The organism is Pseudonocardia sp., from assembly GCF_050250275.1.
Taxonomy (GTDB): Bacteria; Actinomycetota; Actinomycetes; order Mycobacteriales; family Pseudonocardiaceae; genus Pseudonocardia.
This window is the reverse complement of the sequence record NZ_JBFWOY010000007.1, coordinates 120398-146343: the sequence shown is the minus strand read 5'-3', so window position 1 is coordinate 146343 and position 25946 is coordinate 120398. Positions and strand designations below refer to the sequence as shown.

The window sequence follows — 25946 nt, the reverse complement described above, 5'->3', positions numbered from 1 at the left end:
CCGCGCTGTACTCGTCGTCATGGACTTCCTGGCACCGAGCACGTGGGCAGAGGCGCTCGCGGCGAAGGCGGAGCGGCCCGACGCGCTGCCGATCGCCGGTGGCACCGACGTGATGGTGGAGATGAACTTCGACCACCGGCGTCCGGGCGCGCTGCTGGACCTGACGCGCGTCGCCCCGCTTCGCGAGTGGTCGTTCGACGACGGCCGGGTCCGGCTCGGCGCCGGCGTCACCTACGCGCGGATCATCACCGAGCTGGGGTCGACGCTGCCCGGCCTGGCGATGGCCTCGCGCACCGTCGGGTCGCCGCAGATCCGCAACCGCGGCACCGTCGGCGGCAACCTCGGGGCGGCCTCGCCCGCCGGTGACTCGCACCCGGCGCTGCTGGCCGCCGACGCCGTCGTCGAGGTCGAGTCGGCCGCCCGCGGGGTGCGCCACGTACCGGTCGCGGACTTCTACACCGGGGTGAAGCGCAACGCCCTCTCACCGGACGAGCTCATCTCAGCGGTGCTGATCGCGCCGCCCGCCGGACCCCAGCAGTTCTGCAAGATCGGCACCCGCAACGCGATGGTGATCGCGGTGTCCGCGTTCGGGTTCGCGCTGCACCCCGACCGCCGATCGGTGGGAACCGGCATCGGTTCGGCCGCCCCCACACCGCGCCGGGCCACCGACGCCGCCGCGTTCCTCGCCGGTGAGCTGGAGGCCGCCGGGCTGTGGGAGTCGCGCGCCGCGCTGCCCGAGGGGCTGGCCGTGGAGTTCGGCCGCAGGGTCCGCGACGCCGCCGCCCCGATCGACGACGTGCGCGGCACCGCCGCGTACCGCCTGCACACGCTCTCGGTGATGGCGCGCCGCGCCGCCACCTGGGCCTGGGACGAGCACCGGAGGGCCGCCTGATGCGGATCGAACTGACGGTCAACGGCGAACGCCACGAGGCCGACGACGTGTGGGAGGGCGAGAGCCTGCTCTACGCGCTGCGCGAGCGGCTCGGCCTGCCCGGGTCGAAGAACGCCTGTGAGCAGGGCGAATGCGGGTCCTGCACCGTCTACATGGACGGCGTACCGGTGTGCTCCTGCCTGGTCGCGGCGGGGCAGGCCCACGGGCGCGACGTCACGACGGTCGAGGGGCTCGCCGGCGACGACGGCCTCGACCCGGTGCAGCAGGCATTCGTCGAGTGCGGCGCGGTGCAGTGCGGGTTCTGCACGCCCGGCTTCCTCGTCTCGACCCACGACCTGCTGGCGCGCAACCCGGCCCCGAGCGACCCCGAGATCCGGGAGGCGCTCGCGGGGAACCTGTGCCGGTGCACCGGCTACGAGAAGATCCTCGACGCGGTGCGAGCAGCGGCGGCGGTGCAGTCGTGATCATCGAAGGTGCGCACGTCGTCACGGTCACCGGGGACGAGTTCCCTTCCGGGTACGTCGTGATCGAGAACAACCGGATCACCGCCGTCGGCCCCGGGCCCGCACCTGTCGACGGCGAGAAGATCGATGCCCGCGGCTGCCTGCTCACCCCCGGCTTCGTCAACACCCACAACCACCTCTACCAGTGGGTCACCCGCGGCCTGGCCGTCGACGCGACGCTGTTCGAGTGGCTCACCACGCTCTACCCGGTGTGGGCGGGCATCGACGAGCACGCCGTGCACACCGGCGCCACCGGCGCGCTGGCCCAGCTCGCGCTGACCGGCTGCACCACCGCCGCCGACCACCACTACGTCTTCCCCCGCGAGGGCGGCGACGTGCTCGGCGCCGAGATCCGCGCCGCCGCCGACGTCGGCCTGCGCTTCCACGCCACCCGCGGCTCGATGGACCTGGGCCGCAAGGACGGCGGCCTGCCGCCCGACCATGTCGTCGAGGACCGCGACGCGATCCTCACCGCGTCGGCGGAGGCCGTGCGCCGCTGGCACGACCCGTCGCCGGACGCGATGCTGCGGATCGCGCTCGCGCCGTGCTCGCCGTTCTCGGTGACCGGCGGCCTGATGCGGGAGTCCGCGTCGTTGGCCCGTGAGCTGGGCGTGCTCCTGCACACCCACCTCGCCGAGACCGTCGACGAGGAGGACTTCTGCCGCGAGCGGTTCGGCTGCTCGCCGCTGGAGTACGTCGAGAGCCTCGGCTGGACCGGTGAGGACGTCTGGTTCGCCCACGGCATCCACTTCGACGACGCCGAGGTCAAGAAGGTCGGCGCGACCGGGACCGGGGTGGCGCACTGCCCGTCGTCCAACGCGCGGCTCGGCGCCGGCATCTGCCGCACCCGCGACCTGCGCGACGCCGGTGCCCGCGTCGGCCTGGGTGTCGACGGCGCCGCGTCCAACGAGGCCGGGAGCCTGCTGGAGGAAGCGCGCCACGCGCTGCTGTTCGCCCGCGCGGTCGGCGGGCCCACCGCGTTGACCGTCCGGGACTCGTTGGAGCTGGCGACGATCGGCGGCGCGTCCGTCCTGGGCCGCGCGGGCGAGATCGGCTCGATCGAACCCGGCAAGCTCGCCGACCTCGCGCTCTGGCGCATCGACGGCCTCGGCCACGCCGACGTCGCCGACCCCGTTGCGGCCCTGGTGCTCGGCACCCCGCCGCCGCTGGAGCTGCTGCTCGTCGACGGTCGCGCGGTCGTCGAGCGCGACCGTGTCGTCACCGTCGACACCGCCGCTGTCGCGCGCGAGTGCGCCGCGGTCCACCGCACCCTGTTGGAGAAGGCGTCATGACCTCGACCGAGACCCGCAGCACGGGAAAGATCGGCGACAGCCCGCTGCGTCCCGACGGGACGCTCAAGGTCACCGGCGAGTTCGCCTACTCGTCCGACCTGTGGCACGAGGACATGTGCTGGGGTGTGACGCTGCGCAGCCCGTACCCGCACGCCCGCATCCACGGCATCGACGTCTCCGCCGCTCTCGCCACGCCCGGCGTGTACGCGGTGCTCACCCACGAGGACGTGCCCGGGCTGAACCGGGTCGGGCTGGAGCATCTCGACCAGCCCGCGCTCGCCGAGGACGTCGTCCGCTACCAGGGCGAACCCGTTGCGCTCGTCGCCGCCGACCACCCGGAGACGGCCCGGCGCGCGGCCGGGCGGATCGTCGTCGACTACGAGGAGCTGCCCGCGCTGACCGACCCGCGCCGGGCGCTGCACGACGACGTGCCGCAGGTACAGCCCGGCGGGAACCTGGTGCGCGAGCTGAAGATCCGCCGCGGCGACCCGGCCCCGACCGCGCCGGTCGTCGTCGCGCTCGACTTCGAGGTCGGCATGCAGGACCAGGCCTTCCTCGGCCCGGAGTCCGGCCTCGCCGTCCCCGACGGTGAGGGCGGCCTCGACCTCTACGTCGCCACGCAGTGGCTCCACGTCGACCAGCAGCAGGTCTGCCGCGTCCTCGACCTGACACCCGACCGCGCGCGGCTGCACCTCGCCGGCGTCGGCGGCGCGTTCGGCGGCCGCGAGGACCTCTCGATCCACGTCCACGCCTGCCTGCTCGCGATGCACACCGGCAAGCCGGTGAAGATGAGCTACGCCCGCGACGAGTCGTTCTTCGGCCACGTCCACCGGCACCCGGCGTGGCTGCGCTACGAGTTCGGCGCCTCCGAGGAGGGAAAGCTCGTCTACGCCAAGGCCGACATCCTGTTCGACGGCGGCGCCTACGCCTCGTCGACCACGGCGGTCGTCGGCAACGGCGGCACGCTGGGCCTGGGCCCGTACAACATCCCGTCGGTGACGGTCGACGCCCGCGGCGTCTACACCAACAACCCGCCCTGCGGGGCCATGCGCGGCTTCGGCTGTGTGCAGGCCGCGTTCGCCCACGAGGCGCTGATGGACGAGCTGGCCGACCGCGTCGGCGTCGACCGCGTCGAGATCCGGGCGCTCAACGGCATGCGCGAGGGCGACCTCAACATCACCGGCCAGCTGATCGACTCGGCCGCGCCCGTCGCCGAGCTGATCCGCACCGTGCGCGACCTGCCGCTGCCCCCGTCGCCCCCCGAGGACCGGGACATCCGCGACCTGCCCGGCGGCGCGTCGAACACCACCCACGGCGAGGGCGTCGTCCGCGGCATCGGCTACGCCGTCACCTACAAGAACGTCGGCTTCTCCGAGGGTTTCGACGACTACTCCACCGCCCGGGTGCGGCTGGAGGTCACCGCGGGCGAGCCGATCGTGACCGTGCAGACCGCAGCGGCCGAGGTCGGGCAGGGCCTGATCACCGTCGAGCAGCAGATCTGCCGCACCGAGCTGGGTGTGGACCGGGTCGTGGTGCACCCCAAGGACACCAGCGTCGGCTCCGGCGGCTCGACGTCGGCGTCACGCCAGACCTACGTGACCGGCGGTGCGGTCAAGGCCGCGTGCGAGGCGGTGCGGGCATCGGTGCTCGCGCTTGCCGTGGAGCGGCTCGGCGTGAGCGGTCTCCGGCTCGACGGCGACAAGATCGTCTCCGGGTCGGGCGAGGTGCTCGCCTCGCTGGCCGACGTCCTCGGTGACGACGCGGTCGAGGAGACCGTCGAGTGGCACCACCGGCCGACGTTCCCGGTCGACCCGGACACCGGGCAGGGCATCGCGCACGTCCAGTACGCGTTCTCCGCCCACCGCGCGGTCGTCGACGTCGACGTCGAGCTGGGCCTGGTCAAGGTCGTGGCGCTCGACACGGCGCAGGACGTCGGCAGGGCGATCAACCCCGACGCCGTCGTCGGCCAGATCCAGGGCGGCAGCGCCCAGGGCATGGGCCTGGCGCTGATGGAGGAGATCGTCGTGACCGACGGGAAGGTCCGCAACCCGTCGTTCACCGACTACCTGATCCCGACGATCCTCGACATGCCGCCGATGCAGGTGAAGGTCCTGGAGTACGCCGATCCGCACGCCCCCTACGGCGTCCGCGGCGTGGGCGAGCCCCCGACGATCTCGTCGGGCCCGGCGGTCGCGGCGGCGATCCGCGCCGCGACGGGCAGGGCCCTGCGCCGCGTCCCCGTCCGCCCGGAGCACATCACCCTGTGAGTGGCGACGGTCGCCGGCGCGACCGTCGCCAGCCACGCCCCCCACCTGCGAAGGAGAGTCGGAGTGCCACGCATGTTCCTCAACGGCACCGCGATGGCGGGCGGCGCCGACCATCACCTGGTCGGCGGTGCCCCGCTCGTCACCGCGACGACGACGGCGAAGCGCTACCGGTTCCACGCCGTCGGCGGTGCCTACCCGGCGCTGGAGGACGTCGGCCCCGACCAGGGCGCAGCCGTGCAGGGCGAGGTCTACGAGCTGTCCTACGAGCAGCTGCGCGAGGTACTGCTGCCCGGCGAACCGGAGGGGCTGGAGCTCGGCGTCATCGAGCTGGCCGACGGGAGCGGGTCGCTCGCGATGATCCTGCGGCGGCCGTGGGACGGCGCGCCGGAGCTGACCGACATCTCCGGCCTCGCGAGCTGGCGCGCCTACCGGGACCGGTCGTGATCGTCCTGCGTTCGCGGCGTGTGCTGCTCGACGGGGTGCTGCGGCCTGCCGCCGTGCTCGTCGACGGGCAGCGCATCGTGGACGTCCTTCCCCACTCCGCTCAGGTGGCCGCGCAGGAGGTCGCCCTCGCCGACGACGAGGTGCTGCTGCCCGGGCTCGTCGACACCCATGTGCACGTCAACGAGCCCGGTCGCACCGAGTGGGAGGGCTTCGCCTCCGCGACCCGCGCGGCCGCGGCCGGTGGGGTGACGACGATCGTCGACATGCCGCTGAACTCGTTGCCGCCCACGGTGTCCGTCCCCTACCTGGAGACCAAGCGCGCCGCAGCGGACGGGCAGTGCGTCGTCGACGTCGCGTTCTGGGGCGGCGCGGTCCCCGGCAACACCTCCGACCTGCGCCCGCTCCACGACGCCGGCGTCGTCGGGTTCAAGGCGTTCCTCGTCGACTCCGGGGTGCCCGAGTTCCCGCCGCTGCCCGACCCGCGACCCGCCCTGCGGGAGCTCGCCGGGTTCGACGGGCTGCTCATCGCCCACGCCGAGGACGGCACGCTCATCACGCAAGCGACGGGCCGGCGCTACGCCGACTTCGTCGCCTCCCGGCCCCGCGCCTCGGAGACCTCCGCGATCGCGTCGTTGTTGACGGCGGCGCGCGAGACCGGGGCGCGGGTGCACGTCGTCCACCTCTCCTCGGCCGACGCCCTGCCGCTGCTGGCGGCGGCGCGTGCCGACGGGGTGCGCGTCACCGTCGAGACCTGCCCGCACTACCTCGCGCTCACCGCCGAGGAGGTGCCCGACGGCGACACCCGGTTCAAGTGCTGCCCGCCGGTCCGGGAGGCCGGCAACCGTGACGCTCTGTGGCAGGGGCTCGTCGACGGCACGATCGACATGGTCGTGTCCGACCACTCCCCCTGCACCCCCGACCTGAAGCGTCTCGACTCCGGCGACTTCGGCGACGCCTGGGGCGGCATCGCGTCCCTGCAGATCGGGCTGCCCGTCGTGTGGACCGAGGCCCGGGACCGCGGGATCGACCTCGCCGACGTCGTGACCTGGATGTCGCGGCGCCCCGCGAATCTCGTCGGTCTGACACACAAGGGACGTATCGAACCCGGCGCCGACGCCGACCTCACGATCTTCGCCCCCGACGCGACCGTCGACGTCGGGCCCCTGCACCACCGCAACCCGATCACCCCCTACGCGGGCCGGACGCTGCACGGCGCCGTCCGCGCGACCTGGCTGCGCGGCAACGTGATCACCGACGGTGACGCGCCGCGCGGCCGGCTCCTGAGCAGAGAGGACGCCCGTGTCTGACTTCCGGCTCCTGCCCGACCTGGCCCGGCGCGACGTCGGCGGCGCCGTCGTCTCCGCCAACGACGAGGCCTTCGCGACGCGCGAGAACCTGATCACCCCCGGCCCCGCGGTCTTCGACCCGTCGACGTTCGGGCCCAAGGGCAAGGTCTACGACGGCTGGGAGACCCGGCGGCGCCGCGAGCCCGGCCACGACGAGGCACTGATCCGGCTGGGGGCGCCCGGTGTGGTGCGCGGGATCGTCGTCGACACCGCGTGGTTCACCGGCAACTACCCGCCCGAGGTGGCCGTCGACGGGCTCACCGGCGAGAACTGGGTGCCGCTCGTAGCGCGCTCGCCGATCAAGGGCGACACCGAGAACGTCTTCGACGTGGCCTGCGACGAGCGCATCACCCACGTGCGGCTGCGGATCTTCCCCGACGGCGGGGTGGCGCGGCTGCGGGTGCACGGCGTCGCGAAGCCCGACCCGGCGCTGCTCGCGGCCCTCGGCTCGGTGGACCTCGCCGCGATCGAGAACGGCGGTCGCGTGACGGCCTGCTCGAACCTCTTCTACAGCTCGCCGCAGAACCTGCTGCTGCCCGGACCGGCGCGGAGCATGGGCGAGGGCTGGGAGACGGCGCGGCGGCGCGACGACGGCAACGACTGGGTCGAGCTCGCCCTGGCCGGGCCGGCTGTCGTGCGGGTGGCGGAGCTCGACACGAGCTGGTTCCTGCACAACGCACCGGGCTCGGCGTCCCTGCAGGGCCGCCGGACGGACTCCGACGCGTGGGAACCGCTGCTGCCGCGGACGCCGTTGGAGCCCGACACCCGGCACCGGTTCGTGCTGCCCTCCGGGCGGCCGGTCTCGCAGGTCCGGATGGACGTCTTCCCCGACGGGGGCATGGCCCGGGTGCGGCTGCACGGCTCGTTCATGCAGGCATAGCTGCGCGCAGCGCCGGTCACACGAAGGCCGGTCACAGGAAGTAGGTGCCCCCGGGACGTCGACGCCCCGGGTGTCCACCGGCAGCTCCGCGACGATCACCGCGGCGATCGCGGCCTCGACGGCGACGCGCTCGTCGAGCATCCCGAGCTCCGTGGCGCGGACGATCAGCTCGCGCAGCAGCGGCGGGACCGTGAGCGCCCGGCAGTCGCCGTAGCCGCCGATGCCGGGCCGCAGGTAGAGGGTCCGCAGGGTGGTGGCGCGGGGCGGCCGGGGCGCGGCGTTGCCCCGGGGGGGACGGGCGCCGGTGATCACCCATGACGCATTCGCCGCGACACGGCGGCCGCTGTCGCAGAAACGTCGAGCTCGCCGAGTTGGTCGTGTTCGACCGGCCGGCCTTCGGCCGCAATCGGCACGTGTGGGCCGACCTCGCCGGCCGGCCCTCCCGGCCGTCGGGACACCCCAGGCGGCCACACCCCGCGCGCAACCTCACGGTCGCGCCCAGCGCGCCGGGCAGCAGTGAGGTTGCGCGCGGTTCACGCCGCACAGCCACACGGCGGGCCGGACGGCGCTCCACCCGCCGAGATGCACGCGGGATACGGTCGGGCGGTGACCGGCCTGCCGCTCACCGGCGAGCGCACCGTGCCGGACGTCGCGTGCGAGAACTACTGGTTCCGCCGCCACGAGGCCGTCTACCTGGCGCTGGCGCCGCGGTGCCAGGGCGTCGTCGTCGACGCGGGGTGCGGCGAGGGCTACGGCGCCGACCTCCTCGCGTCAACAGCCGACCGCGTGCTCGCCCTGGACTACGACGAGCCCGCGCTGCGCCACATCGTCGGCCGGTACCCGCGCGTCGCCCCGGCGCGCGCGAACCTCGTCGCGCTGCCCGTCGCGTCGGGCTCGGCGGACGTCGTCATCTCGTTGCAGGTGATCGAACACCTGTGGGAGCAGGAGCGGTTCGTCGCCGAGTGCGCCCGGGTGCTGCGGCCCGGCGGCGCGTTCCTGGTCTCGACGCCCAACCGGCTCACCTTCTCCCCCGGCCGCGACACCCCGCTCAACCCGTTCCACAGCCGCGAGTTCGCCCCGGCCGAGCTGGCAGACCTGCTGGGCGGCAACGGGTTCGACGAGGTCGAGATGCTGGGCCTGCACCACGGGCCACGCCTGCGCGAGCTCGATGCGACGCACGAGGGCTCGATCGCCGACGCCCAGGTCGCAGCGGCGGTCTCGGGCGTGGACATGTCCCCGGCGCTCGCCGCGGACGTCGCGTCGGTCCGCACCGACGACTTCACGCTGCACGGCGCCGCGCTCGACGACTGCCTGGACCTCGTGGCCGTGGCGCGGTGACCGAACCGGTCGGCACGTTCTGCCTGGTCCTGCACTCGCACCTGCCGTGGCTCGCCCACCACGGGCGCTGGCCCGTCGGCGAGGAGTGGCTCTACCAGTCGTGGGCGCACGCCTACCTCCCCGTCGTCGACGTGCTGGAGCGCCTCGCCGCCGAGGGCCGCCGCGACCTGCTGACGCTCGGGGTGACGCCGGTCCTCGCCGCCCAGCTCGACGACCCGCACTGCCTGCGCGGCATGCACGACTGGCTCGGTGGCTGGCTGCTGCGCGCCCACGGTGCCGCGCCCCGGCTGCCCGGGCTCGCCGCCCGCGAGCACCGGGCCGCCACCCGGGCACTGGCGACGTTCGAGCGACGATGGCGCCACGGCGGGTCCCCGGTCCTGCGCGGTCTCGCCGACAGCGGCGCCGTCGAGCTGCTCGGCGGACCGGCGACGCACCCGTTCGCACCGCTGCTCGACGATCTCGTGCGCGCCTTCGCCCTCGACGCCGGGCTCACCGACCACACCCGCCGGCTCGGGCGCAGGCCCGCCGGAATCTGGGCGCCCGAGTGCGGCTACGCCCCCGGCATGGAGTCGGGGTACGCCGCGGCGGGCGTCGAGCGGTTCCTCGTCGACGGCCCGGCGCTGCACGGCGACACCGCCCTGCTCCGCCCGGTCGGCGGCTCGGGGGTACTGGTCGCGGGCCGCGACCTCGACGTCACCTACCGGGTCTGGTCGCCGCGCGCGGGCTATCCGGGCCACCCCGACTACCGCGACTTCCACACGTTCGACCATGCGTCGGGCCTGAAACCGGCCCGCGTGACGGGCCGGCACGTCCCGCCGCACGAGAAGCGCCCCTACGACCCCGACCGGGCCGCGGCGGCGGTCCAGCGGGACGCGACCGACTTCGCCGGGGTGGTCCGGGAGCGGTTGACCACCGTCCGCGCACGGCTGGGCAGGCCCGGGCTGACGGTCGCCGCGTTCGACACCGAGCTGTTCGGCCACTGGTGGCACGAGGGTCCGGCCTGGCTCGAGGCGGTGCTGCGCGCGCTGCCGGACGCGGGTGTGCAGGTCACGACGCTGGCCGGGGCCGTCGACGCGGGGCTCGTCGGCGCGCCCGTGGAGCTGCCGGCGTCGTCGTGGGGGCTGGGCAAGGACTGGCACGTCTGGGACGGCGAGCCGGTGGCGGACCTGGTGTCGCGGGGCGCGGCGGTGCAGCAGGACCTGCTGACTCTGCGCCGGACCGCCGGGGCGGCGCGCGACCCGCTGCGCGACGCGATGGCCGAGCAGGCGCTGCTGGCGTTGTCGAGCGACTGGGCGTTCATGGTCAGCCACGACTCCGCCGCCGACTACGCCCGGGCGCGCGCCCACGGCCACGCCGACCGGGTCACGACGCTGGCGCGGCTGCTCGCCGCGGGCGACCGGCAGGCCGCGCGGGCCGCGGTGGCGGGCTGGGAGCCGGGCCCGTTCGGCCACGTCGACGCCCGCCGGATCGGCGCCCCCGGTGGCGGGGTCAGGGCCCGGTCAGCGTCGCGAGCAGCGTGACGGTGTCCGCGTCGAGGTGGCTGGCGTAGGACACGTCCTGGCTCACGCCGCCCTCCTGGTAGCCGCCCGTCACGCCGACGATCCGGGTGCCGCCGCGCAGCCACGGGCCGCCGCTGGTGCCGCCGGGCAGGTCCGCGCCGACGAGCCGCAGCTGGGTCGGGCCGAACCGGGTCGCGAACCCGGTCGGGGCGACCGGGTCGTCGGCGCCCTCGGGATAGCCGACGACCTGCACCAGCCCGCCGTCGCCGGAGTCGGCCGAGAGCGCGTAGCCGCCGGTCAGGTCCTCGATCGGGCCGGCGCCGTCCCGGCCGACGGTGAGGAACGCGACGTCGAGATCGGGGTCGGCGTCGTCGAGCCAGCGCTGGTCGACGGCGCTGTCGCGGACGGTCCAGACCCCGAAGGGCGCGATGCCGTCGTGGTAGCCGGGGACGAACACGATGTCGGTGCGGGCGGGCGTGCCGTCACCGTCGGCGACGCAGTGCGCGGCGGTCACCACCGTGTCCCCGGCGGGGGTGTCGACGACGGCGCCGCTGCAGAAGTGCCCGTCGGCGGCCGGGCCGGCGGGCCCGACGTCGTCGGCGTCGAAGATCGCCCCGACGGCGGGCCAGGCCACGCCGGTGGGGGCGGCGGTCCGGTGTGCGGGGGCGGCGGCCGGGGGCTGGGGCCCGGCCGCGGCCGGTGAACCCGAGGCCGTCCCGGCCGCCGCGGCGACGGCGAGGCACACGACGACGCCTGCCGTCACCGCCCCTGCCAGCCGTCCCCGCACGCCGCTCCCCCGTCGTCCACACCAGGATCCAGGCTCCGGGTGCGGCGCGCACGGGCAGGGCGCCTGTTCACAGCGCAGCCACAGCTAGGCCGCGAAGTCCTCGAGGACGTTGAACAACTCGATCGTGGACGGCGCCTGCATTCCCGGGGCCTGCGCGTCGGAGTGCGCGGCCTTGAACGAGTCGGACCGCATCCAGGCGCGGAAGTCGTCGACCGAGTCGAACTCCATCGTGGACACGTAGGCGTCACCCGCCTTGGCCGGGCGCAGCAGCAGGCTGCGGCGCAGGCCGGGCACGCCGTTCAGGGTGGCGCGCATGCTCGCCGTGAAGGTCTCCTCGAACGCCGCGGCCTGCTCCGCGGTGACCTCGATGCGGTTGTGAACGACGTACATGATGTGCCTCCAGAGGCGTCGGTGAGCGACGCCCCCATCTTACCGACACGGTGTCGGCAAGATGCCAGGGGCGTGCGTCACGGACATGCGTCTCCGGCGGTCCCGCGACGACCCCTACGGGGCCTGCAGCGGCGTCAGCTCCGGCACGTTCACGACGATCCCCTCCTGCGTGCTGCGCGAGATCACGACGACGGCCGGCTCGTCGGGGTCCGGGTTCTCCTCGCGGTGCGGCACGAACGGCGGGACGAAGATGTAGTCGCCGGGCCCGGTCCGGATGCGGACCTCACCGACCCCGTCGTGGAACACGAACGCGGGCCGGCCACTCACGACGTAGATCGAGGTCTCCGCCTCACCGTGGTGGTGGTTGCCGGAGCTCGTGGCCGGGGCGACGTGGGTCTCGCCCGTCCAGATCCGTTCGGAGCCGACGGTCTTGCCGCTGACCGCCTCCAGCCGTGTCATGCCGGCGGTCTGCGCGGTGTCACCGACCAGCTCGCCCGCGCGGACGTGGTGGATGTGCGCGCGGGAGGGCGGCGCGCTCGCCGACAGGTCGGGGTGGAAGGTCATCGCAGGCCACCCGGCGTCTCGACGTGGACGACCGCCGGCAGCTCCGGTCCCAGCCGCAGGCGCTCCAGGAACAGCACGACCGACGCCGCGGCGACCCGGTGCGTGCTGTCGTTGAGCGCGTCGTGGCGGCCACCGGCGACGGTGACGAGCTCGGCCGTCACGACGTCCGCGTACCAGTCGCGGGCCGCGGACACCGGGCTGACGGTGTCCGCCGCGCCGTGCACCCCGAGCACGGGGACGCCGACGCCGGCGGGGTCGGCGGCGTCGAACCACGACCGCGGGATCGCGCCGGCGATCGCGCCCCGGCGCAGCGCGGGGTCGGCGCCGAGCCGGGCCAGGTGCGTCGGGCACGCCGTCCGGGCGGCGAGCTCGTCCTCCCAACCGCCGGGGGCACTGCCCCCGGTCGTGGGCAGCCCGGCCAGGACGAGACCGGCCACGCCACGCAGCCCGGCCGCCACGAGACCCGCGGCGAACAGCGCACCGGTGTCGGACCCGGCGAGCACGACCGGCCCGGGCTCGGCCGGGAGCAGCGCCCGGATCTGGCCCTCGGTCCGGTCCGCGTCGGCCGTGGGGTCGGCGACGGCCCAGACGCGGTAGCCGTCGGCGCTGATCCGGCGGCCGAACCGCTCGTAGACCCCGGCGTGCTCGCCCCGGCCCGGGACGACGACGACCGTGCCGCGCGGGGTGCTGCCGGTGGGCTCGCGCCAGGACGCGACCACCGGGGCGGCATCGGGCGTGGACGTGCGGACGGTGCCGGGGACGGCACTGGTGACGGTCACGGGACCACCTTTCCGAGCGGGGCGGCCCCGCTCGTGGACGAGCTCGTCGACAACAGGGCGCGCAGCTGCGCGCGCTCCGCCCGGCCCATGCCACCGCCGTCGACGGTCGGGGCGGAACCGATGAGCAGGCGTGTGTAGGGATGGTGTGGGGTGCGGACGACCTGCTCCGTCGTGCCCGACTCGACGACGTCGCCGTGGTGCAGGACGGCCAGCCGGTCGGTGACCCCGGCGACCGATCCCAGGTCGTGGGAGATGTAGAGCAGCCCGATGCGGTGCTCGGAGCACAGCGACACCAGCAGGTCGAGGACCTGCACACGGGTCGCGGCGTCGAGCGCGCTGACCGGCTCGTCGCAGATCAGCAGCCGCGGGCGGGCGACCATCGCGCGGGCGATCGCGGCCCGCTGGCGCTGCCCGCCGGAGACCTCACCGGGCAGCCGGGACGCGAGCGCCGGGTCGAGCCCGACCAGGCGCAGCGCCTCGGCGACGAGGTCGGCGCGAGCGGCCCGGTCCGCGGACCCGGAACCCCGACCGGGACCGGGACCGAGCGACTGACCGACCGACGCCCCCACCGTCAGGTCCGGGTCGAGACTGCGCAGGGGGTCCTGGAACACGTACTGCACGACACCGGTGCGGCGGAACGCCCGCAACCGCCTGCCACGCAACGACGACACCTCGGTGCCGGCGACCCGCACGCTCCCCCGCGCGGCGCGGTGCAGGCCGAGAACGGTCCGGGCCAGGGTGCTCTTGCCCGATCCGGTCTCGCCGATCAGCCCGACGCTCTCACCCGCGGCCACGCGCAGGTCGACACCGTGCAGGATCTCGCGGCGCCCGCGACCGCGCCCGAGCGACACGACCAGCCCGCGGACGTCGAGCAGTGGGGCGTCCCGCACGGCCTCAGCCACGACGTGCCTCCTCCAGCCGGAACCGCTCGATGCCGTAACGCGTGTGCGCCTCGACCAGCGAGCGGGTGTAGGGGTGCGACGGGGCGGCGAGGACGTCGGTCGCCCGCCCGCGCTCGACGACCGCACCGTCGCGCATGACGATCACCTCGTCGCACACCTGCGCGACGACGGCGAGGTCGTGCGAGACGAGCAGCAGCGCGAGCCCGGTGCGCATCCGCAGATCGGCGAGCAGGTCGAGGACCTCGGCCTGCACGGTGACGTCGAGGGCGGTGGTGGCCTCGTCGGCGACGAGCAGGTCGGGTTCGGCGCTGATCGCGACGGCGATCAGCACCCGCTGCAGCATCCCGCCGGACAGCTCGAACGGGTACTGCCGGTACACCAGGCCCGGGTCGCGCAGGCCCATGTCGGCGAGCAGTTCCAGCGCCCGGTCGCGGGCGGCGCGCCTGCCGAGGCCGACCCGGACCCGCAGCACCTCCGCGAGCTGGGCGCCCACGGTGATCGAGGGGTTGAGGTAGGACGCCGGATCCTGGAACACCGCCCCGATGCGGGTGCCGCGGTACCCGCGCCAGCCGCGCTCGTCGAGACCGCGCAGCTCGGTGCCGTCGAACTCGACGGACGTGCCGTCGCCGTTGTGCAGGCCCGGCGGCAGGATGCCCAGGATCGAGCGGCAGGTCAGCGACTTGCCGCTGCCCGACTCCCCGACGATGCCGAGGGTCGCGCCGCGGTCGAGGGCGAGGTCCACACCGGACACGAGGGTCGTGTCCCCGGTGTGGACGGACAGCTCACGCACCCGCAGCAACATCGGCCACCACCTTCCGACGGAGGGGGCGCCGGGACGGGCCGTCCCGCAGCGCGTCGGCGAGCCCGTTGCACGCCCCGACCGTCGCGACGATCAGCGCCGCGGGGACGAACGGGCCGAAGGGGCGCTGGTAGAGGTACTGCAGGTCGGTGGCGAGCATCCCGCCCCACGTCGGTGTCGGCGGGGTGATGCCGATGCCCAGGAACGTCAGGGACGAGACGATCACCAGGCTCGCCCCCAGCAGGCTCGCGGTGCTCACCGCGACCGCCGGGACGATCTTGGGCCACACGTGCCGGCGCAGCACCGTCCACGACGACGCCCCGGCGAGCACCGCGGCTTCGACGTACTGCGCGGTGGCGACGGGCAGCGCCGCGGCGCGCGCGACCCGGTAGAAGCCGGGCGCGATCAGGATGCCCACGGCGAGCATCGCCTGCTGCAACCCGTTGCCCAGCAACGCGGTCATCGCGACGGCGAACACCAGGAAGGGCAGCGTCACGAACGTCTCCATGACCCGCAGCGACACCCACTCGACGACCCGTCCGAGGTGGACCGACAGCAGCGCGGGGACGACGCCGAGCACCAGCCCGACCGCGACCGCCTCGACGGCCGCGACCACTGAGAGCGTCGACCCGGTGAGCAGCCGGCTGAGCACGTCCCTGCCCAGGTTGTCGGTGCCCAGCCAGTGCTGGGCCGACGGCCCGGCGAGGATGGCGCGGGGGTCCTGCAGCAACGGGTCGTGCGGGGCGAGCAGCGGCCCGAACGCGGCGAGCAGCGCGATCACGGCCAGCACCCCGACCGGGACGGTGCCCGCGCGGACGCGGCCCATCAGGTCCGCCGCCTCGCGGCCGGGCGCAGCCGCAGCAGCAGCGCGTCGACGACCGTGTTCGCGACGAGCACCAGCACGATCGCGACGACGAGGGTGCCCTGCACGACGGGCACGTCCCCGCGCAGCGCGCCGTCGGCGGCGAAGCGGCCGAAGCCCGACATCCCGAAGATGGACTCGGTGACGACGGCCCCGCCGACGAGCATCGGGATCCGCAGGCCGAGCACGCTCAGTGCGGGGCCGGCGCCGTTGCGCAGCACGTGGACCAGCAGGATCCGGCGGGGGCTGAGCCCGCGGACGACGGCGCCCAGGACGTAGTTCTCCCGGTAGGCGCCGGCGAGTCCGGTCCGCAGCTGGCGGGCGATGTCGGCGACGGCGTCGAGGCTCAACGCGATGGCGGGCAGCGTGATCAGCGCGAGCCACATCCCGGGGTCCTGGGCGAAGGGCACGTACCCGGCCGACGGGACCAGCGGCAGCAGCACGCTGAACACCACGATCAACGCGACCGCGACGACGAACGGCGGCAGCGCCGAGACGACCGAGCAGAAGCCCGTGACAGCCCGGTCGAACAGGGTGCCGCGCCACACCGCGGCGCCGACACCGAGCAGCGTGCCGACGACGACGGCGATGACCAGGGCGAACCCGGCGACCGACAGGCTGACGGCGAGCCGGTCACCGATCTGCGACGACACGCTGACCCCGTTGAGCCACGAGCTGCCGAGCTCGCCACGCACGACGTGGGAGAGCCAGTCGACGTACTGCACGAGAACGGGGCGGTCGAGCCCCAGCTCGGCGCGGACACGCGCCACGTCGGCGGGGGTGGCGGAGTCCCCGAGCAGCAGCCCGGCGGGGCTGAGCCCGCTGACGGCGCCGAGCAGGAAGGTCAGGAACGTCGCGAACAGGAACACCGGGACCGTCAGTGCGACGGTGCGCAGCAGCCACCGGGCGACACCGCCGAGCGCACCGGTCCGGCGGGGCCGCGCCGGGCGGGCCACGGCGGCGGCCGTGTCCCACCCGGTGCCGGCGACGGACACGGTCACGTCCTGCCTCCGACGGTCACGCCCTCCCAGCGGTACTGCGACAGGAAGTGCGGCAGCGGCGAGACCTTCTTGTTGCGCACGACGACGCGCGGCTGGGTGCCGAGGGAGAAGCTCGGCGACATCTCGACGCCGGTGCGGACCGCGGCCTGCAGCACGCGCGGGTAGTCGGGCGAGTCGAGCGGGGTGCGGCGCACGGCGTCGAGAGCCGCGAGGAACTCCGGCGTCGAGACCTTGCTGGTGTTCATGAGGCCTTCGGGCCCGTAGACGACGGTGAGGTTCTGCACCGGCGACTCCCGGCCGACGGTGCCGTCGAGGGCGAACTGGGCTTTGCGCCCCAGGTAGACCTCCTGCTGCCAGGTCGAGGAGCCGGGCGGCACGACCTTGATCGTCGCGTTGACGCCGACGGCCTGCAGCTGCTGCTGCACCAGCTCGGCGGTGGACTGCGAGATCGAGTTGACGGTGACGGTCAGCGCGAGCTGCCCCGGTGCGTAGCCGGCGTCGGCGAGCAACTGCTTCGCCTTGGCCGGGTCGTAGGCGAAGGCGGTGTCCAGCGACGGGTCGAAGGCGACGTAGCCCTTCGGGAACGGCTGGTAGACGACGTCGCCGACACCGGCGTTGACGACGTCGATGATCTGCTTGCGGTCGACGGCGTACTTGAGGGCCTCGACGACGCGGCGGTCGGTGAGCGGGGCGAGGCCGCTGTGCACGTCGACCTGGTTGACCTGCAGCGAGTCGATGACGTCGACCTCCAGCCCGGCGGCCTTCGCCTGCGCGACCTGGTTACCGGGGATGTAGGAGACGTCGAGCGCGCCGGACTGGACGGCGGCGATGACGGTGGCGGCGTCGGTGGCCGGGGTCAGCTCCAACCGGTCGATCTTGATGTCGGCGGCGTTCCAGTAGCCGGGGTTCTTGACCAGCACGGCCTTCGACTCCGGCACGAAACTCTCGAACTCGAAGGGGCCCGCCCCGACGGGCGCGGTCGGGATGGCGGCGGCGTCCTTGGTGAACGCCGCCGGGCTCACGATCGCGCCGGTCTTGCCCGCCAACAGGTTCGGCACCTGGTAGTCGGGGGCGGCGAGCTGCAGCGTGACGTCGCGTTCACCGGCGACGGTGATGTCCTTGATCGTCGCGAGCTGGTCCTTGAGCAGCGAGTTCTGCTGGGTCTTGCCGCGGAGCAGGCTCTGCTTCACCGCGTCGGCGTTCAGCGGGGTGCCGTCGGTGAAGGTCAGGTTCGGCCGCAGCGTGAAGGTGACGGCGGTGCCGTCGGCGTTGTACTTCCACGACTCGGCCAGGCCCGGGACCGCCGTCGCCTTCTCGTCGAGCTGGGTGAGGGAGGCGTAGACGAGGCTGATCGTGTTGATGTCGTTGCCGGTGCTCGACGTGACGGGGTCCCACGACGTGGGCAGCGAGAAGCCCCACCGCAGGGTCGCGCCGGACGCGGAGCCGGCACCGGTGCCGCAGGCCGCGAGGGCGACGGCGGCGGCCGCGACGAGCGCGGCGACTCTGAGGAAGGTGCGGGGGCGGGCCATGGGGGTGGTCCTCCAGGGACTCAGGATTCGGGATCAGCTGTGGACCGGCACGCGCGCGGACTCGCGCGCGACCGTGTGGACATTGCGCGGGATCGGCAGGCCGAGGTTGCCGCGCAGGGTCGTCGCCTCGTACTCCGAGCGGACGACACCGCGGTCGCGCAGGATCGGCAGCACCTCGTCGGTGAACCGGGCGAGCTCGCTGGGCACGGTGATGTGCACGTTGAGCCCGTCGAGGCCGCGGCCGGTGAACCAGCGCTCGATCTCCGCGGCGACGGTGGTGGCCGACCCGACGAAGGGCTGCGGTGTCGACGACATGAACCGTTCGACGGTCTGGCGCAGGGTGAGCCGTTCCTCGCGGGCGACCTCCTTGATGTGCTCGGCCTGGGTGCGGAACGAGTCGGCGCCCAGGTCACCGAGGTCGGGGAAGGGTGCGTCGAGGTCGTAGCCGGAGAAGTCGTGCCAGCCGAAGGGCCTGCCGAACTGGGCGAGGTTCTTGGCGAAGTCCGCGCCGAGCCGGTTGGCCCGCTCGATCTCGTGGGCCTCCTCGTCGGTGTCGGCGACGACCGGGGTCACCCCGGGCATGATCAGGACATGCTCCGGGTCGCGGCCCTTCGCCGCCGCCCGCGCCTTGAGGTCGCGGTAGAAGGCCTGCGCCTGCTCCAGCGTCGGTGAGTGGGTGAAGATCCCCTCACCGATGCTCGCGCCCAGGTCCCGGCCTTCGTCGGAGTCCCCCGCCTGGAAGATCACCGGCTGTCCCTGCGGCGACCGGGAGATGTTGAGCGGACCGCGGACGGAGAAGTGCTCGCCCACGTGGTCGAGGCGGTGCTGGCGGGTCGGGTCGAGGAACACGCCGGTCGCGACGTCGCGCGGGAACGCGTCGTCCTCGTAGGAGTCCCACAGCCCCTGGCAGACGCGCACCGACTCGAGTGCCCGGCCGTAGCGGGAGGCGTAGTCGAAGTGCTCGTCGCGGCTGTAGTTCGCGGCCGTGCCGCCGTCACCGGTGGCCACCACGTTCCAGCCCGCGCGGCCACCGGAGATCAGGTCCAGTGAGGCGAGCCTGCGAGCCAGGTTGAACGGGGTGTTGTACGACGTCGTGAGCGTGCCGACGAGCCCGATGTGGGTGGTCGACACCGCGAGCGCCGACAGCAGCGTCAGCGGTTCGAGGCGGTTGAGGTAGTGCGGGGGCGAGTCGGGGGTGATGAACTGGCTGTCGACGATGAAGACCAGGTCGAACAGGGCGGCCTCGGCCTGCCGGGCCCGTTCGACGTACCAGCGGATGTCGATGCTGGCATCGCCCGGGATCTCGGGGTGGGTCCAGGTGTCGTGCTGGCCGGGACCACCGACGCCCATCAGGACGGCGCCGAGCTTCAACTGCCGGACCATGGGTGCGGCCTTTCTCGCGCAGGGGTCACCGCCCCGGGCGCGGCGGCGCACGGGCACGGTGCAACGGATGCTGGGAACGGGGACCGGCCCGGTCGGGGCACACGGGTGCCCGGACGGCACTCAGCCGACGGGAGCGGTCAGGCGGTGTGGCGACGACACGTCGCGGTGGACGTCCGGCCGAGATCGACGGCACGGCGTCGGGTGAGCAGCACGGGTCCGGCCGCGCACCCCGGGGTGCGCACGGATGCCGGACGGTCTGCCATGCCCTGATCGTGTCACGGCGGTCTCCGGATGGTCCAACTCGGAGTTCCGATCACATCCGATAGGCAACGTTGATCGGTGTGTGCTTCGCTCCCGGGCGTGGCCGCAACCCTGGACCTGACGCAGCTGCGCAGCCTCGTCGCCGTCGCGGACTGTGGCGGCTTCCATCGCGCGGCCAACGCGCTGCACGTCAGCCAGCCCACCGTGAGCCACCACATCCGCAGGCTGGAGGCCGTCGTCGGGCAGCAGCTGATGGTGCGCGAGGGCCGCACCTCCCGCCTCACACCCGCCGGCGAGCTGCTCCTCGGCGAGGCCCGCCGGATGCTCGCCATCAACGACGAGACGCTGCGTCGCCTCGGCGCCACCCACGACGCCGACGAGGTCGTCGTCGGCTCCACCGAGCACGCCGCCGACCAGCTCCTGCCCGAGCTGGCGTCGGCCCTGCAGGACTCGCTCGGGGTGAGCCGGGTCCGGTTCCGCCTCGACCGCGGCGCGGTCCTGCGCTCGGCGCTGGACAAGGGCGACGTCGATCTCGCGCTGCTGTTCGGCGTCCCCGACGACGACCGCTCCACCGGCTCGGGCCGGCTCGCGCTGCGCTGGTACTCCGCGCCGGGATGGGCCCCGCCCGCCGACGGCACCGACATCCCGCTCGTCGCGTTCGACGAGCCCTGCGCGATCCGCAGCCGCGCGCTCGACACCCTTGCCGCGCACCGGCTCCCGGCTGCCGTGGTGTGCGACGCCGCCTACCTCGGCGGGGTGCTCGCCGCCGCGCGGGCCGGGCTCGGCGTCGCCCTGCTCGCCACCGTCGGGCGCACCCCGGAAGGTCTGGTCGCCCGCGACGACCTGCCCGCCGTCGACCCGATCCCGCTCGCCGTCCGCTCCCGGCGCGGGCTGCGCCCCGACCTCGCCGCGGAGGCGGCCCGCTCGATCAGGCAGGTCCTCGACGTCGACGCCTGACGGGCCTGCGACCATGTCGCGGATGCGTGTACTGGTGCTGAGCTGGGAGTACCCGCCGGTCGTCGTCGGCGGCCTCGGGCGGCACGTGCACGCGCTGGTGCGGGAGCTGGCCGCGGCCGGGCACGAGGTCGTCGTCGTCGCACGGCAGGAGACCGGCACCGACGCCGCGACCCACCCCACCACCGACGGCCCCGATCCCGACGACCCGCGGGTGCGGGTGCTGCACGTCGCCGAGGACCCCGCCCACCTGAGGTTCTCCGACGACATGGTCGCCTGGGTGCTCGCCATGGGGCACGCCCTGCTGCGGGCGGCGCTGACCCGGCTGGGCGGCTGGCGCCCCGACGTCGTGCACGCCCACGACTGGCTCGTCGCCCACCCGGCGATCGCGCTGGCCGACACCCTCGACGTCCCCCTGGTCGCGACGATCCACGCCACCGAGGCGGGCCGCCACGCCGGCTGGCTGACGACGCCGCTGAGCAGGCAGGTGCATTCGATCGAGTGGTGGCTCGCCCGCCGTGCCGACGCCGTCGTCACCTGTTCCCGCGCGATGCGCACCGAGGTGGCCACCCTGTTCGACCTCGACCCGGACACGATCGCGGTGGTGCACAACGGGATCGCCCCCCGGCGGTGGAGCGTGCCGCCCGCTGCCACCGACGCCGCGCGCAGGCGCTGGGCCCCCGGCGACGTGCCCCTGCTCGCCTACTTCGGACGCCTGGAGTACGAGAAGGGCGTCCAGGACCTGATCACGGCCCTGCCCCGGATCCGGCGCGCCCACCCGGGCACGCGGCTCGTCGTCGCCGGCACCGGCACGCAGCGGGACATGCTCGTCGACGAGGCGCGGCGGCACCGGGTGCGCCGGTCGGTGCGCTTCGCGGGCCACCTGGCCGACGACGACCTCGCCGCCCTGCTCACCGCCGCCTCGGCCGTGGTGCTGCCCAGCCGCTACGAACCGTTCGGCATCGTCGCGCTGGAGGCCGCGGCCGCGGGCGCACCGCTCGTGGCGTCGACGGCGGGCGGGCTCGGCGAGGTCGTCGTCGACGGCGTGAGCGGGCTGTCGTTCGAGCCGGGCGACGTCGCGGCGCTCGCCGACGCCGTCCGGCGCGTGCTCGACGACCCGGCCGCGGCCGACGAGCGGGCCCGCGCGGCGCGCGCCCGGCTCGTCCCCGACTTCGGCTGGCCGGTCATCGCGGTGCGGACCGCGGAGATCTACGCCGCCGCCCCGGCGGGCGGCGCGATCGACGCCGGGCGGCCGAAGATCCCGACGGGCAACGTCCTCGGCGGGCGCACCCACACGGGCGGTCTCAGCCGCCGGTGAGCACCGCGAGCGCGGCGTCGGGGTACTCCTCGACGAGCTGCGCGACGGTGTCGAGCCGGTCCTCGGCGACGGCCTCGTTCACGGCCGCGGTGTATTCGTCGGCGAGCGCCTGCAGTCGCTCGTCGGTCCTGGTGGGCATGGTTGCGCTCCCCTCGTGGTGGTCGGTCCTTCGTTCCTGCAACGCACGCCGGGCGCCAGGTGTTAGCGGCGCCGTCGCAGGTCACACCACATTTCTCGGCGCGACGACCGCGCTCAGGTCCCGTCGGCGACGCGGCGGCGCACGGCCGCCTCCGTCTTGCGGGCGATGTCGGCGATCGCGGCGCGGTGCGCGGCGGCGGCCTCGTGGTCGTCGACCCGGTTGCGCACGACCCGCGCCGGGGCGCCCACGGCGATCGAGAACTCCGGGATGTCACCCCGGGCCACGGCGTGCGCCCCGAGGACGGCACCCCGGCCGATCCTGGTGCCGCGCAACACCGTCGACTTCACCCCGAGCCAGCAGTCGGGCCCGATCCGCACCGGCGCCTTGACGATGCCCTGGTCCTTGATCGGGACCGTCACGTCCTCGACGCGGTGGTCGAAGTCGGTGACGTAGACCCAGTCGGCGACGATCGTCGCGGCCCCGATCTCGACGTCGAGGTAGCAGTTGACCGTGTTGTCCTTGCCGAGGACGACCTTGTCGCCGATCCGCAGCGAGCCCTCGTGGCAGCGGATCGAGTTGCCGTCGCCGATGTGCACCCAGCGGCCGATCTCGAGACGCCCGTAGCCGGGCCGGGCGTGCAGCTCGACGCGGCGGCCCAGGAACACCATGCCGCGGAGCACGACGTGCGGGTTGGCCAGCCGCAACCGCAGCAGCCGCGCGTAGCGGACCAGGTACCAGGGAGTCCACGCCCGGTTCCGGACGACCCAGCGCAGCGACGCGAGCGTGAGGAAGCGGGCCTGCTCGTCGTCACGGCGGCGGGCCCAGCGGCTGCGGACCGGTGCCCCCCACATGCTCGTCATGCGCCGACGATAGGGCGTGTGCCCCGGCCCCGGCCGGGGTAGCCCGTGCCATGGTCGACAACAGATCCCGTACCGGCGACGCTCCCGGCGACGAGGGCCCGCACGGCTCCGTCGTCGACCCCGGCGCGCACTCCGGCGGCGACGACTCGGTGACGACCGTCCGCAGCGGTGGCGAGGGCGACGAGGGCACGTCGCAGGCCGCGGCGCGCGAGGTCGAGGCCGCCGACGAGAGCGAGCCGACCCGCTCCGAGTGACGGTGCGCGGTGACGCCCGGTCCGTCCGCGGCGCGTCAGGCGAGGCCGTTCTCGATCGCGTACCGCACCAGCGCGGCCCGGCCCGTGAGGCCGAGCTTGCGCACGATCCGCTGCAGGTGGTTCTCCACGGTCCGCGGCGACAGCACGAGCCGCACCGCGATCTGGCGCGCCGTGAGCCCGTCGACGACCAGCCGCACGATGTCGAGCTCGCGCTCGGTGAGCGACACGGGATCGGCGGCCGCGGTCCCGTAGGAGTCGAGCACCAGCTCGGCGACACCGGGCCCGAACACGGTCTCCCCCGCCGCGACGCGGGTGACGGCGTCGGCGAACTCGGTCCAGGCGGTGTCACGGCGCACGAACCCCGACGCCCCGGCCCGCAGCGCGGCGAGGACGGGGACGTGGTCGACGGACCCGCCGATCGCGAGCACGGTCAGCGACGGCACCGCGTCGAGCAGCACGTCGACGGGGTGCAGGCTCTCGGCCACGTCCGGGTCGGCACCCGCGAGGGCGAGGTCCAGCACCGCGACGTCGGCGGCACCGGCGAGGCCGAGGACCGCGGGGACGTCCTCGGCGCAGCCCCGCACGTCCAGGCCGGCCGCGCGCAGCCCGGTGGCGATCGGATCGGCGACGCCGGCCGCCGCGACGACCACGACCCGCGCCGACATCCCGCTCCTCCCGCGCCCCCACCCTGCCGTGGCCGCTGTGGCCGGGGCGCGCCCGGCGCATCGTCGCATCCCGCACCGCGGCGCCCGGCGCGTTCACCGGAGCCTCACCCGTCCGGACGCGAACGATCACCCGCGGCGGCGGGCGGCGGTCACGGTCAGTCGTCGAGCCCCTGTTCGATGGCGTAGCGGACGAGCTGTGCACGGTTGTGCAGCTGCAGCTTGCGCAACGTGTTCTGGACGTGGCTCTCCACGGTCCGGTGCGACACCCCGAGCCGCTCCCCGATCACCCGGGCCGTCAGGCCCTTGGCGACCAGCCGCAGCACATCGGTCTCGCGCTCGGTGAGCGCCGGCACCGCGGGATCGCCGGCGGCGGGGCGCGGGTCGTCGGCGAGGCGGCGGTACTCCCCCAGCACCAGCCCCGCGAGGCCCGGGGTGAACACGGGGAAGCCCTCCGCGGTGCGGTGCACCGCCTCCAGCAGCTCCTCCGCGCTCGCCGACTTCACCAGGTAGCCGGTCGCGCCCGCCTTCACCGCCTCCAGCACGTCGGCGTGCTCGCCCGACGCCGACAGCACCAGGATGTGCGACCCGGGCAGCGCCTCGACGATGCCCCGGATGGCGTCGACCCCCGACGTCGCGCCGAGGTTGAGGTCCATGAGCACGACCTGCGGGCGGACCGCGCGGGCGATGCGCACCGCCGCGTCGGCATCCGGGGCGGTCGCGACAACGTCGACACCGCGTTCCCCCAGGTCACGGGCCACACCCTCGCGCCAGATCGGGTGGTCGTCGACCACCATCACGGTCACGCTCACGCCGTCCCCCGCTCCGCCCGGTCGGGCGCCCCGCGCCCGCGGGACGCCGACGGCGTGCACGCACGCACACTCACGCCCTCGCCACCTCCCTGGGCACCCTGATGATCCACTCCGTACCCCGGTCCGCGGCCGTGTCGCAGACGATCGTGCCGCCCAGGTCCCGCACCCGCCCCCGCATCGACGCCGCGACCCCCAGCCTGCCCTCCGCCTCCGCCTCGGCGAGCCGGCCGTCGGGGATACCGGGCCCGTCGTCGCGGACGCTGATCTCCACCTCGTCGCCGAGATCCTCGACGAACACCCACGCCGGGGCGTCCGCGCCGACGTGCAGGGCCGTGTTCGCGAGCGCCGCCCCGACCACGCCCAGCAGGTCGTCGACGACACGGGCGGGCAGCTCGAGCGGGTGCGCGGGCGCCGAGACGCTGACCCGGGTCGACGCGAGCGTCCGCAGCGCGGCCGCCAGGTCACGCCGGCCACCGCTGTCGACAGCCGCGGTCCCGCTGGTGAGCAGGGTGCGCAGCACGACCTCCTGCTCCCCCGCCAACATCCCCAGCTCACCCGCCCCGCCGCCGAGCTCGCGACCGCGACGGCGGACGTGCGCCAGCACCTGCAGGACGCCGTCATGGATGCTGCGCGCCAACCGTTCCCGCTCGGTCGCGGCGGCCTGCTCGGCGACGGCGGCGCGGAGCCGCTCCGCGGAGCGGCGCACCACACCCGAGCAGAACCCGACGGTGAGACCGGCGAGGATCAGCAGCTGGACGTCGGCGAGGTCGACGAGCGTCAACGGGCCCGACACCAGCGTGATCGTGACCAGCGCCCCTGCGATCACGACGGCCCCGACCAGCCCACCGCGCAGCCCGAACGCGATGGCCAGCGCGAGCGCCGCCCCCGGCGTCCAGATCGACCCCATCACCGGGGTGTCACCCGCGAGCTGGGCGGGACTCTGCACGACCGGCGTCGTCAGCATCACCGCGGCGGTGACGACGAGATCGACCGCCGCCACGGCACCACGGCGGTCCGGGCCGTCGCGGCGCGGGAAGTAGGCGAACCCGGTCACGACCGTCCACACCACCATGACGGCGACGACCAGGCCCGCGGCCGCCGGATACGCGTACTCGCGCACCGACATCAGGACGAACACCGACGTACTGACGAGCGTGAGCACCCGGTAGACGAGCAGGCCCCGCCACAGCGGCTCGAGCGGGCGATCCATGGCGCCATCCTGCCGTGGG

The 25946-nt window shown here is 74.4% G+C and carries 27 protein-coding genes; 12 read left to right on the top strand and 15 right to left on the bottom strand.

The genetic code is table 11. The features are described from left to right. Positions 1-19: 19 nt before the first annotated feature. The 9 genes from AB7F12_RS09445 to AB7F12_RS09405 all read left to right on the top strand — a co-directional run bounded on the left by AB7F12_RS09445 (position 20) and on the right by AB7F12_RS09405 (position 10482). Positions 20-892, top strand: coding sequence for an FAD binding domain-containing protein (locus tag AB7F12_RS09445; protein ID WP_428496565.1), 873 nt, complete (start codon positions 20-22; stop codon positions 890-892). Further along, positions 892-1356 (top strand): (2Fe-2S)-binding protein, encoded by a 465-nt coding sequence (locus tag AB7F12_RS09440; RefSeq protein ID WP_428496564.1) that lies wholly within the window; start codon positions 892-894, stop codon positions 1354-1356. Before AB7F12_RS09445 ends, AB7F12_RS09440 begins: the two co-directional genes overlap by 1 nt. Further along, positions 1353-2687, top strand: a complete 1335-nt coding sequence (locus AB7F12_RS09435; RefSeq protein ID WP_428496563.1) for an 8-oxoguanine deaminase — start codon at positions 1353-1355, stop codon at positions 2685-2687. Before AB7F12_RS09440 ends, AB7F12_RS09435 begins: the two co-directional genes overlap by 4 nt. Further along, the gene (pucD, locus tag AB7F12_RS09430; RefSeq protein ID WP_428496562.1) at positions 2684-4954 is read left to right on the top strand and encodes a xanthine dehydrogenase subunit D; all 2271 of its coding nucleotides are present in this window, start codon (positions 2684-2686) and stop codon (positions 4952-4954) included. Before AB7F12_RS09435 ends, pucD begins: the two co-directional genes overlap by 4 nt. Positions 4955-5026: 72 nt before the next feature. Then, positions 5027-5398 carry an allophanate hydrolase-related protein gene (locus tag AB7F12_RS09425; protein ID WP_428496577.1) on the top strand — a complete coding sequence of 124 codons (372 nt, stop codon included), beginning with the start codon at positions 5027-5029 and terminating at the stop codon, positions 5396-5398. After that, positions 5398-6705 carry an allantoinase AllB gene (gene allB, locus AB7F12_RS09420; RefSeq protein ID WP_428516477.1) on the top strand — a complete coding sequence of 436 codons (1308 nt, stop codon included), beginning with the start codon at positions 5398-5400 and terminating at the stop codon, positions 6703-6705. The genes AB7F12_RS09425 and allB overlap by 1 nt, the downstream gene beginning before the upstream one ends. Continuing rightward, positions 6698-7624, top strand: a complete 927-nt coding sequence (gene alc, locus AB7F12_RS09415; protein ID WP_428496561.1) for an allantoicase — start codon at positions 6698-6700, stop codon at positions 7622-7624. Before allB ends, alc begins: the two co-directional genes overlap by 8 nt. Positions 7625-8206: 582 nt before the next feature. Next, positions 8207-8962, top strand: a complete 756-nt coding sequence (locus AB7F12_RS09410) for a methyltransferase domain-containing protein (RefSeq protein WP_428496560.1) — start codon at positions 8207-8209, stop codon at positions 8960-8962. Continuing rightward, entirely contained in the window at positions 8959-10482 is a 1524-nt protein-coding gene (locus tag AB7F12_RS09405; RefSeq protein ID WP_428496559.1) for a 1,4-alpha-glucan branching protein domain-containing protein, read from the top strand. Before AB7F12_RS09410 ends, AB7F12_RS09405 begins: the two co-directional genes overlap by 4 nt. Here AB7F12_RS09405 and AB7F12_RS09400 read toward each other — a convergent pair. The 10 genes from AB7F12_RS09400 to AB7F12_RS09355 all read right to left on the bottom strand — a co-directional run bounded on the left by AB7F12_RS09400 (position 10451) and on the right by AB7F12_RS09355 (position 19457). Further along, positions 10451-11248 carry a trypsin-like serine peptidase gene (locus AB7F12_RS09400; RefSeq protein WP_428496558.1) on the bottom strand — a complete coding sequence of 266 codons (798 nt, stop codon included), beginning with the start codon at positions 11246-11248 and terminating at the stop codon, positions 10451-10453. The genes AB7F12_RS09405 and AB7F12_RS09400 overlap by 32 nt on opposite strands. An 84-nt stretch (positions 11249-11332) precedes the next feature. Continuing rightward, positions 11333-11638 (bottom strand): antibiotic biosynthesis monooxygenase family protein, encoded by a 306-nt coding sequence (locus tag AB7F12_RS09395; RefSeq protein ID WP_428496557.1) that lies wholly within the window; start codon positions 11636-11638, stop codon positions 11333-11335. A 114-nt stretch (positions 11639-11752) separates the two neighbouring features. After that, positions 11753-12202, bottom strand: coding sequence for a cupin domain-containing protein (locus AB7F12_RS09390; protein ID WP_428496556.1), 450 nt, complete (start codon positions 12200-12202; stop codon positions 11753-11755). Next, positions 12199-12981, bottom strand: a complete 783-nt coding sequence (locus AB7F12_RS09385; protein WP_428496555.1) for an alpha/beta hydrolase — start codon at positions 12979-12981, stop codon at positions 12199-12201. The genes AB7F12_RS09390 and AB7F12_RS09385 overlap by 4 nt, the downstream gene beginning before the upstream one ends. Further along, the gene (locus tag AB7F12_RS09380) at positions 12978-13883 is read right to left on the bottom strand and encodes an ABC transporter ATP-binding protein (RefSeq protein ID WP_428496554.1); all 906 of its coding nucleotides are present in this window, start codon (positions 13881-13883) and stop codon (positions 12978-12980) included. Before AB7F12_RS09380 ends, AB7F12_RS09385 begins: the two co-directional genes overlap by 4 nt. After that, complete coding sequence (locus tag AB7F12_RS09375) at positions 13876-14685, bottom strand: ABC transporter ATP-binding protein (RefSeq protein WP_428496553.1); 810 nt, start codon at positions 14683-14685, stop codon at positions 13876-13878. Before AB7F12_RS09375 ends, AB7F12_RS09380 begins: the two co-directional genes overlap by 8 nt. Continuing rightward, positions 14666-15508, bottom strand: a complete 843-nt coding sequence (locus AB7F12_RS09370; protein WP_428496552.1) for an ABC transporter permease — start codon at positions 15506-15508, stop codon at positions 14666-14668. Before AB7F12_RS09370 ends, AB7F12_RS09375 begins: the two co-directional genes overlap by 20 nt. Next, on the bottom strand, positions 15508-16545 hold the full coding sequence (locus tag AB7F12_RS09365; RefSeq protein ID WP_428496551.1) for an ABC transporter permease: 1038 nt from the start codon (positions 16543-16545) through the stop codon (positions 15508-15510). The genes AB7F12_RS09370 and AB7F12_RS09365 overlap by 1 nt, the downstream gene beginning before the upstream one ends. After that, positions 16542-18074, bottom strand: coding sequence for an ABC transporter substrate-binding protein (locus AB7F12_RS09360; RefSeq protein ID WP_428496550.1), 1533 nt, complete (start codon positions 18072-18074; stop codon positions 16542-16544). The genes AB7F12_RS09365 and AB7F12_RS09360 overlap by 4 nt, the downstream gene beginning before the upstream one ends. 33 nt (positions 18075-18107) lie before the next feature. Beyond that, positions 18108-19457, bottom strand: coding sequence for an LLM class flavin-dependent oxidoreductase (locus tag AB7F12_RS09355; RefSeq protein ID WP_428496549.1), 1350 nt, complete (start codon positions 19455-19457; stop codon positions 18108-18110). A 360-nt stretch (positions 19458-19817) separates the two neighbouring features. Here AB7F12_RS09355 and AB7F12_RS09350 point away from each other — a divergent pair, with 360 nt between their 5' ends. Then, positions 19818-20675: a LysR family transcriptional regulator gene (locus AB7F12_RS09350; RefSeq protein WP_428496547.1), complete on the top strand. Its 858-nt coding sequence runs from the start codon at positions 19818-19820 to the stop codon at positions 20673-20675. 22 nt (positions 20676-20697) lie between these two features. Then, positions 20698-21990, top strand: a complete 1293-nt coding sequence (locus AB7F12_RS09345; RefSeq protein WP_428496546.1) for a glycosyltransferase family 4 protein — start codon at positions 20698-20700, stop codon at positions 21988-21990. Here AB7F12_RS09345 and AB7F12_RS09340 read toward each other — a convergent pair. Together AB7F12_RS09340 and AB7F12_RS09335 are read right to left on the bottom strand one after the other, a co-directional pair. Continuing rightward, on the bottom strand, positions 21977-22129 hold the full coding sequence (locus AB7F12_RS09340; RefSeq protein ID WP_428496545.1) for a hypothetical protein: 153 nt from the start codon (positions 22127-22129) through the stop codon (positions 21977-21979). The two genes, AB7F12_RS09345 and AB7F12_RS09340, sit on opposite strands and share 14 nt — an antisense overlap. A 113-nt stretch (positions 22130-22242) precedes the next feature. Then, positions 22243-22989 (bottom strand): acyltransferase, encoded by a 747-nt coding sequence (locus AB7F12_RS09335; protein WP_428496544.1) that lies wholly within the window; start codon positions 22987-22989, stop codon positions 22243-22245. Positions 22990-23039: 50 nt separating this feature from the next. Between AB7F12_RS09335 and AB7F12_RS09330 the strand changes: the two genes are divergently transcribed. Then, positions 23040-23243 carry a hypothetical protein gene (locus AB7F12_RS09330; protein WP_428496543.1) on the top strand — a complete coding sequence of 68 codons (204 nt, stop codon included), beginning with the start codon at positions 23040-23042 and terminating at the stop codon, positions 23241-23243. Positions 23244-23278: 35 nt separating this feature from the next. On the opposite strand, the gene AB7F12_RS09325 is transcribed toward AB7F12_RS09330, so the two are convergent. From AB7F12_RS09325 to macS, 3 genes are all read right to left on the bottom strand, one after another. Beyond that, positions 23279-23908 (bottom strand): LuxR C-terminal-related transcriptional regulator, encoded by a 630-nt coding sequence (locus tag AB7F12_RS09325; protein ID WP_428496541.1) that lies wholly within the window; start codon positions 23906-23908, stop codon positions 23279-23281. Positions 23909-24063: 155 nt separating this feature from the next. Then, on the bottom strand, positions 24064-24702 hold the full coding sequence (locus tag AB7F12_RS09320; RefSeq protein ID WP_428496575.1) for a response regulator: 639 nt from the start codon (positions 24700-24702) through the stop codon (positions 24064-24066). An 85-nt stretch (positions 24703-24787) separates the two neighbouring features. Further along, positions 24788-25927, bottom strand: coding sequence for a MacS family sensor histidine kinase (gene macS / locus AB7F12_RS09315; protein ID WP_428496540.1), 1140 nt, complete (start codon positions 25925-25927; stop codon positions 24788-24790). Positions 25928-25946 lie beyond the last annotated feature (19 nt).